At 58.4% G+C, this 17,956-nt stretch carries 11 protein-coding genes; 7 read left to right on the top strand and 4 right to left on the bottom strand.

What is annotated here, in order from left to right; genetic code table 11:
- Nucleotides 1-91: 91 nt before the first annotated feature.
- From BLR31_RS14105 to BLR31_RS14075, 7 genes are all read left to right on the top strand, one after another.
- Nucleotides 92-2,161, top strand: coding sequence for a hydantoinase/oxoprolinase family protein (locus BLR31_RS14105; RefSeq protein ID WP_090597340.1), 2,070 nt, complete (start codon nucleotides 92-94; stop codon nucleotides 2,159-2,161).
- A gap of 3 nt (nucleotides 2,162-2,164) precedes the next feature.
- Nucleotides 2,165-3,832 (top strand): hydantoinase B/oxoprolinase family protein, encoded by a 1,668-nt coding sequence (locus BLR31_RS14100; protein WP_244505074.1) that lies wholly within the window; start codon nucleotides 2,165-2,167, stop codon nucleotides 3,830-3,832.
- A gap of 55 nt (nucleotides 3,833-3,887) precedes the next feature.
- Complete coding sequence (locus BLR31_RS14095; RefSeq protein ID WP_176762673.1) at nucleotides 3,888-5,189, top strand: ArgE/DapE family deacylase; 1,302 nt, start codon at nucleotides 3,888-3,890, stop codon at nucleotides 5,187-5,189.
- Nucleotides 5,190-5,238: 49 nt separating this feature from the next.
- Nucleotides 5,239-5,598 (top strand): thioredoxin domain-containing protein, encoded by a 360-nt coding sequence (locus tag BLR31_RS14090; protein ID WP_090597338.1) that lies wholly within the window; start codon nucleotides 5,239-5,241, stop codon nucleotides 5,596-5,598.
- A 68-nt stretch (nucleotides 5,599-5,666) separates the two neighbouring features.
- Entirely contained in the window at nucleotides 5,667-5,867 is a 201-nt protein-coding gene (locus BLR31_RS14085; RefSeq protein WP_090597337.1) for a DsbA family protein, read from the top strand.
- A gap of 74 nt (nucleotides 5,868-5,941) precedes the next feature.
- Nucleotides 5,942-6,259, top strand: a complete 318-nt coding sequence (locus tag BLR31_RS14080; protein WP_090597336.1) for a class I SAM-dependent methyltransferase — start codon at nucleotides 5,942-5,944, stop codon at nucleotides 6,257-6,259.
- Between the two features lie 235 nt (nucleotides 6,260-6,494).
- Nucleotides 6,495-9,185, top strand: a complete 2,691-nt coding sequence (locus BLR31_RS14075; protein WP_244505073.1) for a UvrD-helicase domain-containing protein — start codon at nucleotides 6,495-6,497, stop codon at nucleotides 9,183-9,185.
- Nucleotides 9,186-9,244: 59 nt separating this feature from the next.
- Here the strand turns inward: BLR31_RS14075 and BLR31_RS14070 are convergent, their stop codons facing one another.
- From BLR31_RS14070 to BLR31_RS14055, 4 genes are all read right to left on the bottom strand, one after another.
- The gene (locus BLR31_RS14070; RefSeq protein ID WP_090597334.1) at nucleotides 9,245-10,159 is read right to left on the bottom strand and encodes a nucleotidyltransferase and HEPN domain-containing protein; all 915 of its coding nucleotides are present in this window, start codon (nucleotides 10,157-10,159) and stop codon (nucleotides 9,245-9,247) included.
- 213 nt (nucleotides 10,160-10,372) lie between these two features.
- The gene (traA, locus tag BLR31_RS14065; protein WP_090597333.1) at nucleotides 10,373-14,059 is read right to left on the bottom strand and encodes a Ti-type conjugative transfer relaxase TraA; all 3,687 of its coding nucleotides are present in this window, start codon (nucleotides 14,057-14,059) and stop codon (nucleotides 10,373-10,375) included.
- A 612-nt stretch (nucleotides 14,060-14,671) separates the two neighbouring features.
- On the bottom strand, nucleotides 14,672-16,090 hold the full coding sequence (locus BLR31_RS14060; RefSeq protein WP_090597332.1) for a UvrD-helicase domain-containing protein: 1,419 nt from the start codon (nucleotides 16,088-16,090) through the stop codon (nucleotides 14,672-14,674).
- Complete coding sequence (locus BLR31_RS14055) at nucleotides 16,077-17,777, bottom strand: ATP-dependent nuclease (RefSeq protein WP_342027597.1); 1,701 nt, start codon at nucleotides 17,775-17,777, stop codon at nucleotides 16,077-16,079. The genes BLR31_RS14060 and BLR31_RS14055 overlap by 14 nt, the downstream gene beginning before the upstream one ends.
- Between the last annotated feature and the right edge of the window lie 179 nt (nucleotides 17,778-17,956).

Genomic DNA, 17,956 nt, shown 5'->3' with positions numbered 1-17,956 from the left:
GGAGGCTTGGTCCAACGCGCCTCCCCGTCCACAACATCGGCGGCTCCGGATGCATGTCCGCCGCCCTTCCCGTCTTGCCAGGAGACCCGCGATGGCTGACACAATGACCCGTGTTTCGACCGATGTCGGCGGCACCTTCACCGACCTCGTCTATTTCGAAACAGACACGAAAACCGGAACGCAGAAGGTCCGCACCGCAAAATCGGACACCACGCCACCCAATTTCGAACAAGGCGTCCTGAACGTCCTTGATCGCGCCAACATCGATATCGGCGCGATCGACATGTTCGCCCACGGCACCACAGTCGTCATAAACGCTCTGACCGAGCGCAAAGGCGCGAAAGTGGGCCTGATCACCACCAAGGGGTTCCGGGATTCCCTCGAGATTGGCCGCGGCAATCGGCCGGACTTTTTCAACCTGATGTACCAAAAGCCTGCCCCGTTCGTGGAGCGATATCTGCGCCGCGAAATCGAGGGGCGCATGGATTACCACGGCAACGAGGTAACTCCTCTCAGCTTTGATGCGCTGGATGAGACTCTCGTGCTCTTCCGGGCCGAAGGCGTCCAGGCGGTCGCGATCTGCCTGCTCCATGCCTACGCCAACCCGGCCCATGAGGTCGCACTCGCCGCGGAGGTGCAAAAGCGCTGGCCCGACGTCACGGTCGTTGCGTCCCACCAAATCACCCGCGAATGGCGCGAATACGAACGCACAAACACAACCGTTCTTTCCGCCTATGTGCAGCCCAAAGCTCAGCGCTACCTTGAAAAGCTCGAGACCGGCCTCAAGGACAAGGGCTATCGCGGGCAGCTCTTTATCATGCAGTCCAATTGCGGTGTCGACTCCCTCGAAGCCACCAAGGCGGTCCCGATCACCATGGTTGAGAGCGGTCCGGCCTCGGGTTTTTGGGGGGCAGCCGAACTGGGCCGGATCATTGGAGAACCCAATGTTTTGGCACTCGATATCGGCGGCACCACCGCAAAGTGCTCGCTGATCCTCAACGGCCAGGCGACAGTCAAGACAGACTACTGGATAGAGCGCGATAAGCGCTCGGCGGGCTACCCGATCATGGTTCCCGTTGTCGATCTGGTCGAGATCGGCAATGGCGGCGGGTCAATTGCGTGGGTAGACGATTTTGGCAAAATGCACGTCGGGCCCCATTCCGCCGGCGCCGCGCCAGGCCCGGCTGCCTACGGGCGCGGCGGAACCGAAGCGACGACGACCGATGCCAATCTCGCCCTAGGCCGCATCAACAAGGACTACTTCTGCGGTGGCACCGTAACAGCAGACATGGAGGCCCTTGGACGCGCCTTTGAAGACCTGTCGGGCAAGCTGGGCATTTCACCGGTCGAGGTCGCGCGCGGTATCGTCCGCATCGCCAATTCCAACATGGTCAACGCCCTCAAGCTCGTATCGGTGAACCGGGGCTTTGATCCGCGTGACTTCACCCTTGTCGCCTTCGGCGGCGGCGGGCCCATGCATGGGGTGGCGCTGGGACAGGAGCTGGGGGTCAAAAAGGTCGTCATTCCGCGCGGTGCTCCCGTCTTTTCGGCCTGGGGCATGATGATGTCCGATCTGCGGCGGGACTATTTTGCGACCAAGCTCATGGACGCAGGCGACGCACACTCGCTCGATACGCTCCTGCACCACACAATGGAGCTGGCCCGCGACGAATTTGCCGGCGAAGGCATCGCCCGTGACGCAGTCAAGCTCGTGCCCCAGATCCGGTGTCGCTACCAGAACCAGGAGTTCGGGGTCGAAATTCCAATCGCGGCCGGCCCTGTCACCGCTGAAACAATCAAATCCATGATTGCCGACTTCCACATCGCCTACGAGCGCGAATACACCTACAGGCTCGATGCCGCCGTCGAGGTGACAGGCATTCACCTGATCGCATCAAGCGAAGTGGGAAAACTCGACATCGTCCCGCTGCCCACAACCGGTACGGCGGTAGCCGACGCCATAAAGGGCCGTCGTCAGGTCGATTACGCGACCGAGGGCGAGCACCAAGCAACCATCTATGATGGTGAAAAGCTCGAACCCGGCATGAGCTTTGTCGGCCCGGCAATCATCGAGGATCCGGGCACCACAGTCGTCATCCATCCAGGCAATCGCGTCACAATCGACGACTACGGCAACACGCACATCGAGTTCGGGGGCTGAGACATGAACAAGCACAACCAGATGACCCACGACCCAGTCACCTTCGACATCATCCAGAACGCCCTTGAAGCTGTGGCCGACGAAATGTTCGTGGCCCAACGCAAGGCCTCAATGAGTGCGATCATCTATGAGGTTCTCGACCTCTCCACGTCGATCCTCGACGCCAAAGGCGAAATCGCCGCCTCGGGCGCCGGCATTCCAGCCTTTATCGGCGTGCTCGACAAAGCGATCCATGGCATCTTCAAAAAGTTCCCGCTCGAAACGATCAGGCCGGGCGACGTCTTTGCGTCCAATGACCCCTATTACGGCGGCGTTACCCACCTCAATGACATGGTGCTCGCCGCGCCGGTTTTTGCGGAGGGCAGACTGGTCTCTTGGGTGGCCAACATTGCGCACTGGAACGATGTCGGTGGCATGGTGCCTGGCTCGATGTCTTCAGATGCCACCGAGATTTTCCAAGAAGGCATTCGCGTGCCGGCTGTCAAACTCTTCGACGAAGGCCGCGAGAACAGTGCGGTGTTCGATATTCTTTATACCAACACCCGCCTGCCCGAATATTTGCGGGGCGATCTTTGGGCCGGGATCGCGGGCCTGCGGATCGGCGAGCGCCGCATCCATGAATTGATCGCCAAATATGGGACTTCAACGTTCGAAGCGGCCATATCCGACTATATGAACCTGGGCGAAACACGCGCTCGTGCCGCATTGAAGGCGCTGCCCCATGGTACCTACAGCTTTGAGGAAGAGCAGGACACCGGCCAAATCCATAAGGTCACACTGACCATCACCGCAGAGGAGTTCATTGTCGATCTCACCGACAATCCTGGGCAGGCCGGCTCGTCGAACTCCTCGCGCGAAGGCACCGAGATTGCTGTACAGCTCGCCTTTAAAGCCTTTACAGACCCGGAGGCGCCTGGCAATGGCGGGTTTTTCCGGCCGCTCAATGTCAAGACAAAGCCCGGCACCATCTTCCACGTTCAAGAACCCGGGGCATTGGGTTATTATTCAGAAGTTGAAATCCGGCTCTTCGACATGCTCTTGCGCGCGCTGGCGCACCACTTCCCCGGTATCGTGCCGGCCGGTAATTTCGCTTCAATCTGCGGCACCGTTGTTGGCGGTCCTCACCCTGAGACCGGGCGCCACTACACCATCGTGGAACCACAAGTTGGCGGCTGGGGCGCATGGCCGGGTCACGACGGGCCCTCGGGTCAGTTCTCGGGCTTTCATGGAGAAACGTTCAATTGCCCCGCCGAAGTGGCCGAGGCTCGCTACGGACTTTGGGTCGATCAGATCGCGTTAAATGCCGAGCCGGGCGGTGAAGGACAATGGAGAGGTGGCAAAGGCATTGATGTGCACTACCGCGTTCGCGCCGATCACAACTTCCTGTCCCTAGGCTACACCCGCTCTCGCATCCCGCCCTGGGGCATTGAAGGTGGTCTCGACGGTTCCCCCAACTATGTCGAAGTCATCCGTCGCAAGGGGGGCACCGAGCGCTTCAGCTTTGCCACAAATGTCGAGGTGAACGAAGGTGACGTGATCCGGGTGGTCACCGGCAATGGTGGGGGATGCGGCGATGCCAAAAAGCGTGCCCCCCAAGACATCGCCCGAGACATTAAAAATGGCTATTTGACCACCGAGCGCGCCAGGGAAATCTATGGGTACGAGGGGTAATCATTCGCTCTGATCTCGAGCCGTGGCCATGTCACCAATTGCCGGAGAAACGCATATGCCAATGGACAAACCCGGACTGGCCCAGCAGCTGGACGGAGTTCTCTCTGACCTGCATGACGCCCAGACTGACTGGTTGGCCCATCTTGCATCTTTCGATAGTGTAAGGGGTAACATCAGGCCCTGCCAGACATGGCTGGCAGCGGAATTTGCCGCTCGCGGTTGGTCCGTGGACAGCTTCACTATCGATGAGGTGGATGTTGAAGGTAAACCTGGATTTTCACCCGTCGTCGACGCCAATTATGCCGATGCTGTGATCGTGGTTGCGACCCATGATGTCACCGATCCTGGTGGTCGCAGTCTGATCCTTCAGGGGCATATCGATGTCGTTCCCCCTGGTGCGCCCGAGCTCTGGCCCCACCCGCCCTTCAAGCCCCAGATAAAGGACGGCTGGATGTCTGGGCGCGGAACAAACGACATGAAAGTTGGGGTCGCCGAAATGGTATTTGCCCTCGATGCTCTCAAAGCCATCGGGTATGTTCCCGACGCCCGGGTTCACATCGAGACTGTTTGTGAAGAAGAATGTACGGGCAATGGCGCACTAGCGACGCTCGAGCGCGGATACCGAGCCGAAGCTGCCCTGATTCCGGAAAGTCTAAATGGCAAGCTTTTGCGCGCCGAGTTGGGCTCGGTTTGGTTCCGGGTGCGCGTCTTTGGCAGGCCGGGCCATGTGCTCTCAAGCGCAGCGCCAGGCGCCAATGCGATCCTGGCTGGCTACCAATATGCCCAGGATCTGATGGAGCTGACAGCTCAGATCAACACCGAGGCGCGCGATCACCCCTGGTTCGGTAGTATCGATAACCCGGTCAAGTTCAGTCTCGGCAAGATCCGCGGTGGGGACTGGCTCGGCTCTGTACCCTCCTGGTGCGACATCGAATGCCGGATTTCGGTGTTGCCAGGAACAAGCCTGCCAGACATGCGTGGACGCGTGAGCGCATGCATCACCGAAACAGCGAAACGATTGGATGCCTCGGCAGATCCCGTTGTCGACTGGATTGGGTTTCAAGCCGATGGCCATGTGTTTGAGCCGGGCACGGACGCCGAGGCAACGCTCCGCTTGGTCCACGAGCAGGTTACCGGTAAGCCGCTCGAGACACTTTGCCAGACGGCGACTTCCGATACCCGGCAGTACGACCTGTATTTCGATATCCCGACCCTGTGCTATGGCGGCCATGGTGAAGGGAGCCACTCCCCTTTCGAGCGAACCGACCTCGCCTCGATGCGAGAAACGACCAAAGTAATCGCGCTTTTTATTGCCGAATGGTGCGGCCTGCGGCCCGTTGAAAGCGCTACAGCATGAGATGGCTGAGTTTTTGGGATAAGCAACTACCGAGTGACCGACAGGCCCTATGCCCCAGCAAATGACCCGTCGCTACATCCATCGCCTTGCGCTCGTCGCCCCGGCCGCAGCTTTGGCAGCCTACGCCATTCCAGGCTTCGCGCAGGATACCCAACTGCCGCCCGATCTCGACGAGCTTTTCGGGACACCGGACACGCCCACCTTCGGCGGACCGGACACAAACGTTACAATGGTGGCGTATCTCGACTACAATTGCCCCTTCTGCAAACGCAGCGCCCCACATCTCAAGGCCCTGCGCGAAAGCGATCCCAAACTCAAGGTGATGTACAAGGACTGGCCAATCCTGACAGCAGCGTCTGTCCATGGCGGTCAGGCCGCACTTGCTGCGCCGCAACGGACAGTATCTTGATGCCCACGACGCCCTGATGGGTATAGAGGGCATGCGTATTCCCACAGCTTTTGGCCTCGCCTGTCGATATGGATGCCGTCGACGCCACGATTGAAAGCGATGGCGACGCGTTGCTCGACCAATTGCGCCGCAACCTCGCCGAAGCCGACCAGGTTGGGATTACGGGAACGCCCGCCTATTTCATCGGCCCCTATTTCATCAACGGCGCCCTCGATATCGACCAGTTCCGCGAAGCCGTGGCAGCGGCCCGCACCGAACTCGGCGTCTGATTACTACCGCTTTACTCGTGCGGGCCGGATGGGCAACAACATGCTTGGCGCAGGCTGAACGAAAAGAGCCGAAAATGAGTGAGTGGGACCGTCGATACGATCGCGCGGACTATGTTTTCGGCGAAGCACCGAACGCCTTTCTGGCGAGCCACATTGACTGTGTCAAAGGGCACAGGCGCGCTCTCGCCGTAGCCGATGGCGAGGGCCGGAATGGCGTATGGCTGGCCGAACAGGGCCTTGCCGTCACCGCCATAGACAGCTCATCGGTCGCCTTGAGAAAGGCGCAAGACCTCGCCATTCGCCGCGGCATCTCGCTGGAAACCCAGCACGTCGATATCGCCAATTATGATTGGCCCGCCGAAGCGTTCGACCTCGTTGTGGCCAATTGCTGAGCAATCAGTGGTTTGGCCGTGACAAGACGCTTGAGTGTATTTACGGGGTTTTGTCGGCTAAGGCCGCTGGGTTCAGCAGCGTCTGGTTTTGACGTTCTCAACTTCTAGCCGCTAGGCTCGTTCGCGTGCAGTGCTGCACGTTTGAAAAGCGGACTTGGATGCGATGGCGACTGCTTCGAGACAAACATACCGGCCCGCCCCAATCGCACGACTTTTTCGAGCCGGCCGATGGGAGTTGGTTCTCGATACTGACCGAAACGCCAATGTCCGTGTTCGTCTCGGCGATCCAAATGCAGATATTCAATGTGCTGACATCACCGACATCTCGATCTCTAAAGGTTTGATCTGGCATACCGTCCAATTTAAAGCGCTCGGACAAACCCATAAGCTTGCTGGACTATCTCGCCGCTCGGCGAACGCGCTTGCCGCAGACCTCTATACGTTTATCAATTCATACCTATTTGGCGTGATTGACGGTGAGCGCCCAGCTCTTAGCGCCGCTAATACTGGCTTGCCCCGCGATCAATACCTTGCGGTCTCAGATCTCAATCGCGCTCTGAGCGACCTGCCGAAAAATATCGCCTCGGCATTGCGCCACCCCCTCTTTGATTCTCAACTCATGCCTGACGCCTTCCGGGCGTCCCTGCCCCAATGGCTGAAAATGGCGATCACGCCCGCGCTGCGCCACGATCACAATGAGGCGTTTGTCTCCGCCGAGCATAGTGCGCTTAAGAACTTCTTTGACGATCTAGATGGTCGTTCGCTTTCGCACCAACAGCGCGAGGCCTGCATAAGGCTTGAAGACAATAATCTTCTCGTCGCTTCGGCCGGTTCTGGAAAATCGGCCACCATAGTGGGCAAGCTTGCCTATGTGCTCGAGAAAAAGCTCTACGAGCCAAAAGACATTTTGCTGCTCGCCTTCAACAAGAGTGCCGCCGACGAACTCAAGGGCAGGATTGCAAAGCAATTGGGTGTCAACGAGGCGGCACTCGAGTGTCGAGTGACCACGTTCCACGCGCTGGGACGCAGCATCATTCAGGACGTCTCCGGGCGACCACCAAAGTTGGCCAATTGGGCCGGCCATCCTGCTGGCGAGGCCAAGGCCATTCAGGACATCATTCAAACGCTGTTTGATAGCGATCCCGAGTTCGCCGCGCTTTGGACTGAACTGCTGGTCGTGCATCCCAAGGCCGATATGCCGGTCGAGCACTTTGACCGACAGGCAGACTACGATCGCTACACTTCCGCGCGGCGGCGGAATGGCAATGCGACCATCGGCGCGCTTTCTGGCGACTTTGTGAAATCGCTCCAAGAGCAAAAGATCGCCAATTGGCTTTGGCTCAATTCGGTCGATTTCGAGTATGAAAAGCAGATTGAGGTAGATGATCGCAACAGCAGCCCCAGCTTCGTGCATCCAGATTTCTACTATCCTCAGACGGACTCGATACACGAACATTTCGCCCTAAATGCCGACGGCAGCTCGCCATTCGCCAACTACGCTGAGCACGCCCGGGCTAAGCGACAAACGTATGCGCAGATGGGGCGTGACTTTTTCGAAACCACATCGGCGCAGGCTACCGATGGCTCCCTGATCGACACTTTAAGATCAGCGCTAGTCGAGCGCGGATACGGGCTACAAGCGAGAGACTGGTCTGAGATCAAAAAGGCTATCGAGCCGGTGGTGATCGACCACTGCAACAAGATCATCTCGACGAGCGTGAAGCATGTGCGAGCGCGACAGCTTACACTTGAAGCCTTGCTCGAACGCGCCGAGACGCTCCATGATAAGGCGCGCGGTCGAGTTTTCGCGCGTGTTGTCTCGGCGATTGCGCAGGCCTACTCCAGAAAGCTGGCAGAAACCGAGGAAATCGATTTCGACTCCATGATTGGCGACGCCACCCGCTTGATTGAAACCGGTCGCTACCAGAGCCCCTTCTCCTTGATCCTCGTTGATGAGTTTCAAGACATCTCTGAACCTAACGCCAACCTCATCAAGGCGCTGAGAAGCCAGCGTTCATCGTGCAAGATTTTTGCGGTGGGCGACGATTGGCAGTCAATATATCGCTTCGCCGGATCCGACATCAGCCTTTTTACCCGCTTCGAGGACCATTTCGGCCAGGGCTGGGTAGGACGCCTCGAGCAAACGTATCGTTGCAATCAGCTGATTGCTGAAACCGCAGCAAAGTTTGTGCAGCGCAATCCTGCTCAGCTTAAGAAAGAGGTCCGCTCCAGCCGCTCAGCAATACCGCGGTCAATTCGGGTCGTACCTGTGGGCGACAAGGAGAGTCGGCCAGATTTCAATCAAGCTTGTCAGGCTGTGCTTGAAAGGCTGGATGCAGCACTCGGTGGAATAGCCGAACAGTGGCGCCAAGACCCAAGCGCAAAATTAAAAGTCCTTGTGCTTTGGCGCTATAACCGTCTCGATCCGTTCGAGGGCAGAGCGCCAAGGTTCGAGAACATCAACGTCACGGGCATGTCCTTTCACCGTGCGAAGGGACTGGAGGCAGACTATGTCGTTTTGCTGGATATCAGTGAGGGTGACTACGGCGTTCCAAGTCAAATTGAGGACGATGAGCTCCTCAATCTTGTCATTCCTCGCCCTGAAACGTTTGCCTATGCCGAAGAGCGGCGCCTGTTTTATGTCGCATTAACCCGAGCGATCCGTGGCGTCTATTTGCTTACCCATAACCGGCAGCCCTCTCGTTATGTACAGGAGCTATGCCAAATCGCTGGGGATGACGTCATGTTTGAGACGGCTGAAGGCCTAGCGGTGGAAGACCAGTGCCCCGATTGCAAGGTCGGACGCATTGTGCCTAAGCGAAGCAGGTCTGGTTCGAGCTTCAAGGCTTGCAATCAGTTTCCGAGCTGTAGGTACAACGAGAGCAATGAGACTCGCGTAGACCACCAACGGCGGAGGGCAAGATAAGGAGTTAGCAACACGACTGGAATTCGCCCAATCTGGTCAGCGAGAAAGGCAAGCCCCAACTACTCCTGGTGCTTGAGCGCTTGCTCTAACCTCTTGAGGTGCTCTTTGCACACCAGCTCCACTATGTCGTGCAGGTGAGCAGCGCGCTCAATCAACCAGCGCAATGCCTCTTCGCTGATTTTGTACTGCTTGGAATATCGGGCCTTCACATAAGCTTCATTCAGGATGTTGAACCAGGCCTCATATCGGTGCTGATCTCGCGGCCACGCGTCAACCAGCCTACGATCTCGATCCTCTGCAAGAGTACGGAGAAATTTGAGGTTGTGAGACGGAGGGCTGTAGTTTGTCAGTACTAGCAAGGCTGACGTGTAAGCCTGTTCGATCGATTGATGCAGAACAAAGGCGCTCTCTTTAAAATTGCCTTCACTCAGGAAGAAGTTGGCCCCCTTGGCAAAATTTTGCGCATGCTCGTATCGCTCCGCGTAGTGAGCACACGCGATGCGGTATTGATCCTCGGCAGTGAGGATCCCCGGTTCGGCCAACTCCCGGTCATCCATCTCATAGAGGACGATGCCCTCTTTCCGAATGTCCGTGAAAAAGTACTGCGCATTGCGCAGAAAATTGTTCACCTCGCGGCCTGAATGAACGATGACGCCGACGGGTACACCAATGGTAGGATCACGGTTCAGCCTATCGGTTGCACGGTCCCAGTAACTATAGTCGGCAAAACGGCGCTCGTTGACGATTACCAGGATATCGTAGTCAGAGCGGTAGCCCTTCATCGTATGAGGCTCATCAACCCATGTCCCCTTGGCGTAAGAGCCAAACAGAATAATTTTCAGAATACGGCCACGGCGCTTGGTCTCCGACCTCGCTTCCATCAGAGCATCCTCGAACTCCTCATGGATGATCTCAACAATCCTAGCGATTTCGCGCAGCTTGCGCTCTGGAAGGTGTTCCAGACTTGATTTCATACTCAGCGCGCCCCGTGTTCCGCAATGATCAAGTTGGGAGACGTGACTATGTCAACCTCCACTAACAGTAGCAACATGTTGATTGTGATTGGCTTTCTCTCAGAGAAATGCGAGGCGGCAACGTCATTCGGCACCGTTAGCCTCCTTTAGTTGGTCTTATCAGTTGGCCTACGGCGCCGTAGGCGGCATGCCGCACGATCATTGGCCATTTCCTCATCGGGTGAACCCATGCCTTTTATCGAGTGCTTGTCGTCGCAGCCTGACCTGCGCCAACTCCTGCCTGTGCTCATACCCCGCCACTTTATGCGCGGCATGCAACAGCGGCCATGCGTCGATCAGTTTTAATCGCTCTGGCTGAGCGACCCTGGCCGCAACCGCTTCAAAGCTGTGGCCTTTCGGGGCGCGGGCGGCAAAGGCCCGGTCTCCAAACTTGTGTCTGAGAGCGGCGTTCAGACGAACGATCTCAGCTCTGGCTTGCCCGTCGCTGAGCGCGTCTGCGATGCGGGCATCCACGTCCTTGTCGGTTGCAATAGCGGCGATCTGCTCGAGGACGCGTTGGGCCGCTGGAGACACACGCGGCACATCGATGCGCTGGAGCGCCCGCTCGCGCGACATTTGCGCTGTGAGACGGGCGATGGTCTCGTCGCGGACCCGACTGAAGCTGGCGAGCTCGTGGCGTAGCGCCGGAAGATTGTTAAGGGCCATCTCCCGCTCGGCCTTGTCCGCACGCGATGCAAGCCATCCCGTCTTGCCGCGCAGCGTGCCAAACGCTTCCGGATCGCTTCCGAGCTGGTCGGCGATACCTTTTAAGGCCGCACTGTCACTGGCCACCCCGCTGTCCAGACCCATGGCGGCCATCGCCGCGTGCGGCGTCTGATAGACAAAGCCAAAGCGCTCGGTGAGCTCTGACCATGAAACGGTGAGCTGGGCGTCTGAATGCAAAGCGGTCTCCACGGACTGTGCGATGGTGTGGGTCCAGGTCGTGCGGCCACTCAGCCAATGGCCGTCACCGCCAGGCTGAGCAGACTTTGCCTCAGCGGTGACCTTGTGAAATCCGAAGCGCTCGAGAAGTGCGCCGAGTTTCTCGCCTGCCTTGGCCAGGCGTTCACGCTGTTTGGTGAGCCAGTCGGCCTGATTGCGTATGGCCGCGGTGATCACCCTGGCGCCATCCAGGCCGCGTCTTGTGGCATAGGCGACGGCGTCAGCGTGAAGGGCGGAACCGGCAAAGTCGCGGCTTGTCGCCTTGGCCCGCGACCGCGACAGAGAGGCAACGAGCTGATCGAACAGGTCTGAAGGCTGAGCCGTCTGTTGGCGGGCCTGTGGGCGGTCCTGGTGAGAGTTGTCGTGCCGGGTCGCGGCCCAGACATTGCGTTCGACAGTCTTGTCGTCGAACCGGTTTACCCCGCGTAAGGGATCCGTGACCGGAACCTTGACGGTCACCTCCTCTTTGCCTGTCCGTGTCAGGGTAACAATGTCCCCTACCCTCGCCCCTGCCCTTTTGAGTGTCTCGGGCAGCGTTACACCCCACAGCCGATGCGTCTTGCCCGCCCCATCGCGCAGATCGACATAAGGGGTGGGTTTGGCATCGGCATCCTGGCGAACCCTGGCCAGCCCGGTCTCGACAATCACGCCCCTAACTCCTTTGGCGTGATCGATGCGCTTTGTGGGTTTAAAGTCATCGGCACCGGCATAAAGCTGCACCGCGTCCCTATGGCGGGTCAGCGCCACATAGCCCAAATGCCGGTCAAACAGGGAAGACACCAGAACCTTGACCCGATCGACAGTGACCCCCTGGCTTTTGTGAATGGTGGTGGCATAGCCATGATCGATCCGGTCATAGACATGCTGTTCGATCTGAACCTGATGTGCCCCCTGCCCGTCCCCAACGGCAATCGTGATCTTGCCACGCTCGGCTTCAACCACGCGCCCCAACATGCCGTTCTTGACGCCAAGGGAGGCTTCGTTCTGCAAGAAGACCACCCTGTCGCCGGCCGCAAACCTGCGCTGACCGTTGACCGTGAGGAACGGTTCGCCCTCTGCGATCATCCCCGTCTCGCGCAACGCTTCGCGCGCCAGCGCATTGAGCTGGGCCACATCCTTGCGCATGAAGGCGAGCATCAGCGTCGGGCTCTTATGGGAAACGTAGTCGGCGACCCAGTCGGCCACCATGGACGCAATGGCTTCGTCCTTTGTGGCCCTTTCGATAATGTGGCCGCGGTCATGATAGGCAGAAAGGGCTTGATCCACCCTGCCCCGCGCCAGCGCCATTGATGCGTCGCGCATCCACGCTTTACGCTGGCGATAAATGGTCGAGAGTTCGGCAAACCCGACCTCGTCGGCCAGCGCTCTGAATGCACCCCCTGCAGCGATCGGTTGTAGCTGATCGGGATCACCCACCAGGACAAGCTTGGCACCGGCATAGGCGGCAGCGGAAACGAAGTCGGCCATCTGGCGCGAAGAGACCATACCCGCTTCATCGAGAACGAAGACGGTTCGGTCATTGAGCTTTAAACGCCCCCGCTCCCATTGTAGTGCCCAGGAGGCAAGCGTGCGGCTTTCGATTCCCGCCTCAGTCTGCAAACCATCGGCTGCCTTGCCAGCCAATGCACCGCCGACAACGCGATAGCCAGATGCTTCCCAGATCTCACGCGCCGCGCGCATCATTGTCGTCTTGCCGGCACCGGCCCGACCAACAATCAACGCCAAACGGGCGTCACCGGTCACATGCGCTATGGCGTTGCGCTGTTCATCGGAAAGTTGACGATGTGACGCCAGTACACGATCGCGGACACGACGATCTGCGCTGAATGCGCCTTGAGTGGAGAGATGACGCGCCTGTTTGGCCATTGTCTCTTCAACCCGCACCATCGCGCGGGTGGCAAACTGGCTGGGCGTCACTTTCCCCGTATCGGGATCAACGCCCTGGGCCGCCAGCATGACGAGCTCGGGACTGGCCATGATGCGCGCAAACAGGTTCTGGAACTGCGTCCCATCATCGATCCAGCGATGGAGATGTCTGGCGATATCGCGATGATCAAAGACACTCTTTTCGTGCGCGATCGCATCGATGACGATCTCGGGACGCCGGGCAATACGGGCAGCGTTTTCGCGCCGCAGCTGGTCGTGCAGCGCCATGCGGTCGAGCGCGATGGCGCGCCCTTCGGCTTTGGCCTTTTCGGCGATATTGCGCGTTTGCACCCCCACCTTGCCCTGCGGGGTCAGATCGATCCCCTGCTCCTCGTAAGAGCGATGATCGACCCGCGCATCGATGCCGTGCCGTGCAAGATGGACATTTTGAACCGCCGCCCAAGCTTCGCGCATCTGGGTAAGGACAGCCTTGTCTCCGGCCCAGAGCCGGTAGACGATCTTGCCGTCCCGACCACGCACCTGATTGCCATTTTGATCGACAACCGCCACCTTCTTGGCGCCAAACCCATCCTCGGTGAGCGGACGCAGAGTGGTCATGATGTGCACATGCGGGTTGGCGTCGATATCGTGATAGACCCAGTCGGCCACCATGCCGCGCGAGAGCATGTGCGCGGTGATGAAGTCTCTCACCAGGGCGATATTCTGGGCCCTCGTCAGCTCCCTGGGCAGCGCCAGAACGAACTCTTTGGCCAGCTGGGCATCGGCCCGCACTTCTGAAGTCTCGACCGTGTTCCAGAACGCTTCGGCGATCTGAGAAGCGGTCCGATCGGCCGCCATCGCCCTGAGCCAGTCGGGGGCGTTATCGGGCATCATGAACTCGGCGTGGGCGACATTCTTTTTGCTGGAAAAGTCAGCCATCTGCCCTTCGCGCTCGAAGGCCATTCTGGCGGCGTGGCGATAAGCTGCGACGGCCACCGCACTGCGGCCGGCGCCGCGGCTGATGATCTGGCTTTCGAAATGATAGATCGCCATTAGCGCCACCCCGGCGCGGCAGCGCACACAGACTGGCCAAGACAGGGTCGTGTTCCGGTCACCAGAGCCTTCCGGGCCACGTCGCGCAGCGACGTATAAGCGCGCCCTCAGATGCATTTTCCAAATGCCGGGACTATGGCTGGTCGACATACGACCAGCCACTTCGGGAAACCGCAGTGGTGAAGGCAGTTACGAAACGCGATGAAGAAGTGGAAGCTACATCTGGTTCGACAGAACTAACTGACCGAAACGCATCCCATCAAAAATCTAGCATGGAAAATCGCACCGACGCTTTAAGTAGCGACTTCGAATGCACTCAACCGATGGCGTCGGATCTGCGTCCTCATCGGTGATCAGCGGGGGCCGTTCCTGGCGGAAAGGCAACGTCCGGGCCTGTTCCGCACCGACAGGTTTTGGTGAGTCATTTGCAGAAAGTCGACCTTCAGCTTCCGACCCCATTGTCGCCGTTCTGATTGCTTCAGTCGTCTCCGCGAACCTGCCGTTCGTTCGATTCCCGCCGGACGGCAGAGCGGAGGCCGTCATCGGGCCGACGGATTCTGGGCTGAATAATTCACGGCCTTAGACAACTACTCTGTCTTGTAGTAGTCGACGTCACTTGGCTGAGAGATCGAGAGCGGCCGTTACAATGTCGATCCGGCGCGATGCTCGGGTCAAAGCGACATAGATATCTTCCTTCGTGGCGGGCTCCGTCAGGAAAACCACCGAATTCTCATACTCCAAGCCCTTCGCGAGGAGAGTGCTGGTGACGATCTTATAGCCGTGGCGTCGGCCGGCATGTCGCCGGCGTTCCTGCACATGCCAGGCGCATTCCAGCAGCGACGGGCTTCCGGGCAGGCAGCGGAGCTGCAGGCTTTCACGGAGCGCAAAGATGAGTTCTCCGCGGAACGTACGCCTCCCTTTGCGGAACTCGTCAAGAAGCGCGATGACCGGCTCCAACTTGTCACTCGTTATGATCGCCAAGGCTGCGGTTTCGGAAGGCGTGAGGGGCTTGCGGATCTGTTTGCCGCCATGGATTTCGCCTATCCGGCGGAGGAAGGGTGTCCGGTTCACGCCGACAATCGACTGGTGGAGCAACCGCATCACGACTTTTAAGCGATCTATGCCAGTCGTTGCCTCGACATTCGAACAGGCCCTTTGCAGTACCTTGCATTCAATGGTTTCGACGTTTTGCGCATAGACCCGCTTTGCTAAGGCCGCGCGCACCTCTTCGCTGCTTTTGGAGGCGATGATAGCCAGCCGGTTGGAGTCTGATAGGCTAACTTGATTGCAGGATTTTCTCTCCAAGGCCCTTAACCGTCTCGGTTCGTCCAGGTGATGCACTTGGACGCAAGCCGGCGCCCTGCGCAAATCGATCGCCCTGCCTGCCTGTAGATCGTCGCGCACAGTGCCAAGCCATACAGCAAGAGGATCATTGCCTTTGTTTTTCCATCGCCAGGGCGTGCGCAACTCGTCGATTTGGGGGAACGCCGGCAGCACGTCCACCTGCCAGCGGACGGTCGCTTCCCCACCGAAGTCGAAAATGCTCTGCAGTGGATCTCCGAAGATGAGGGTTGGAACGAGATTGGACAACAATGCCACGACTGCGTGTTGGTCAGCGGTGCAGTCTTGATACTCATCCACGAGAATGAGGCCGTAAGAGGCCTGAATTACGCGGTCGATCGTGTACCCCCCGAGCAACTGCTGCGCGGCAGCGTAGACGGTGGTCCATTGATGTCCCCGCGGCGTCGCCAATCGAGGGAAGCCTGAAGTAACTGGATAGGCGGCAGCGTACCTCAACGACCAGGCGGCAATGGTTTCCAGCCGATAACGGTGGGACCTCACGCCCTTTTCCCGGAGGCGCTTTCGAAGCGCGTCAACGCCGGCGAGGGTATGGGTAAGCAACAAACAGCGATCCGACGTTCCCGCGACGATGTCGGCTATGGTTTCCGTCTTCCCGTAGCCGGCCGGTGCCACAACCGAGCCATTGGCTTTCGCCTGCAAGGCCTTGTGGATCTTCTCAGGAATGGCCATCGATCCAGCTCCGAAGAGCGCTAACCGTTTCCTGCACTCCTTTGTGTGCTTCCCGCAGATGTGGGCCGAGGATATTTTGCGCTATATGCTCTGCCTTCGCGATGTCCTTGTACCAGGCTCCATGCAGGTCCTCGCTGTCCCTTTTCTTCTTGCCCTTCGCCCGCGCGGCTAAGGCGTCCAGAACTGTGGCATCGTTGAGGCAGGCTCTGACCTGCTCGATGGAGTTGAAGCAATCATCCGGTTGCCGGGGCTTGTTGGCTGCGTCGAGAATAGCTTCCGGCTCGAGGAACGTTAGGGTGTAATCGAAGAGCATCTCGACCGCGGCCAAGGGCAGTTGACGAAACAGGACATCCTCCGTGGAACAATCTCTGTCCCAACGAAACACCTTGACGCCAGCGTTCTCCAGCTTGCCCAGAATCTCTTTGTCCGCAGGATCCTGATCAGAATCCAGTAACAAGCCCACTTGGTAACCCAGGCCGCAAAATTGTCCGGCCAGCGCCGGGGCATGGTCGACCCCTCCCCCGTCGGCCAGAGCTATGCCCTTCAAAGCAAGGTTGTCGAGATGCTGAGTGACCCAATAATCATCCAGTCCTTTCAGCAAGCCCACCTCGGTTTTGCCCTCACCTATCAGCACGGTGGGAGCCAGATATGCTTCAGGCATCGAACGAGGGGGCGCCTGTGGATCCCGCTTGCTGTATTTTTTGTCGGCACGCCGAACGGTCACCCCTCCGTCCTCGGATCGACGCACGATATGCAGGTCGTGAACGCTGAGCTCGCGGATTACAACGGGTGAGTGAGATGTGATGAAAACCTGCGGACTTACGCGATCCTTTGATTTTAGATGCTTGAGCAAGCGTACAATACGGTGAGGTTCGAGCCCGTGCTCGACTTCATCGATGATAGTCAGGCATGAGGATGCCTTAGAGTGATCCTGCAGGGCCGCGACGAGCAGCCTTGATGACCCCATACCCAGCGCTCGGAGTGGAACCTCCCCATCGTGGATCGCAATGCTGCCATTGGTGATGGCCAGGTTCTGCACGTCCAGGCCTGCAGCAATCGTACTTGGCAGTGCCAGACCGACCTTTTTGGCGGCCAGCGTCACATTCTCGAGGCTGAGTTTAAATAGTTCAGCGGCCTCTGTCTTAAAATGATTACGGGCAAGGCGACCAGCCCGCGCAAGGATGTCCTGCGTACCCGCGGCTCCCTCGCTCATACGAGACAGAGTGGAATTTCGGCCCCAACTTAGATGCCGGTCAGCATAGACGCCCAAGCGGGCTGGGGCGACGGCCGATCTATGGGCATAACTCAACGAGCGCTGCTTCAAATCGTCCGCAGCAACACGTTCATTCCAGAGCGTCCACGTTCCCTCGAGCCCCTCGTCGATGCTGAGCATGATTGACAGAGCGAGTTGGCCATTCTCGGGCAATGGGGGTTCGTCGACGACCTTTCCGTCGTTAGAAATTCCTCGCAAATATGAAGCGTACGCCGAATCTGAAATGAATTCGTCCGGAAGATCGGTCAAGGTCACGATAATCTTGGCAGCGTTCTTGAAATCGCCTCCAAAGAAATCCAGATCGTCGAAGCTCAGGGTATGGCGCGGTGAAAGCGCCAGGGCGACAGCATCCAAGATAGTAGTCTTACAGGAATCTCCTGGGCCGATCAGACAATTGACTCCGCCTGCAGGCACCCACCTTAGTTGCTTGATCCCTCGGAAATTCTCAATTTCTACATAGCCAACGCGCACATTATTCCCCCCCACCTACAGGTTAAGTCGCGGCTGTAGCGACGTCAAACCGAAGTGCAAAAAGACGTTCGATCCGCCTCATCTGTTCAGCCGGCTATATTCGCTCCAACCCAAGCCGTTCA

It is taken from the genome of Pelagibacterium luteolum (assembly GCF_900100665.1).
In the GTDB taxonomy this organism is placed as follows: Bacteria; Pseudomonadota; Alphaproteobacteria; order Rhizobiales; family Devosiaceae; genus Pelagibacterium; species Pelagibacterium luteolum.
This window is presented reverse-complemented; position numbering and strand designations above follow the sequence as displayed.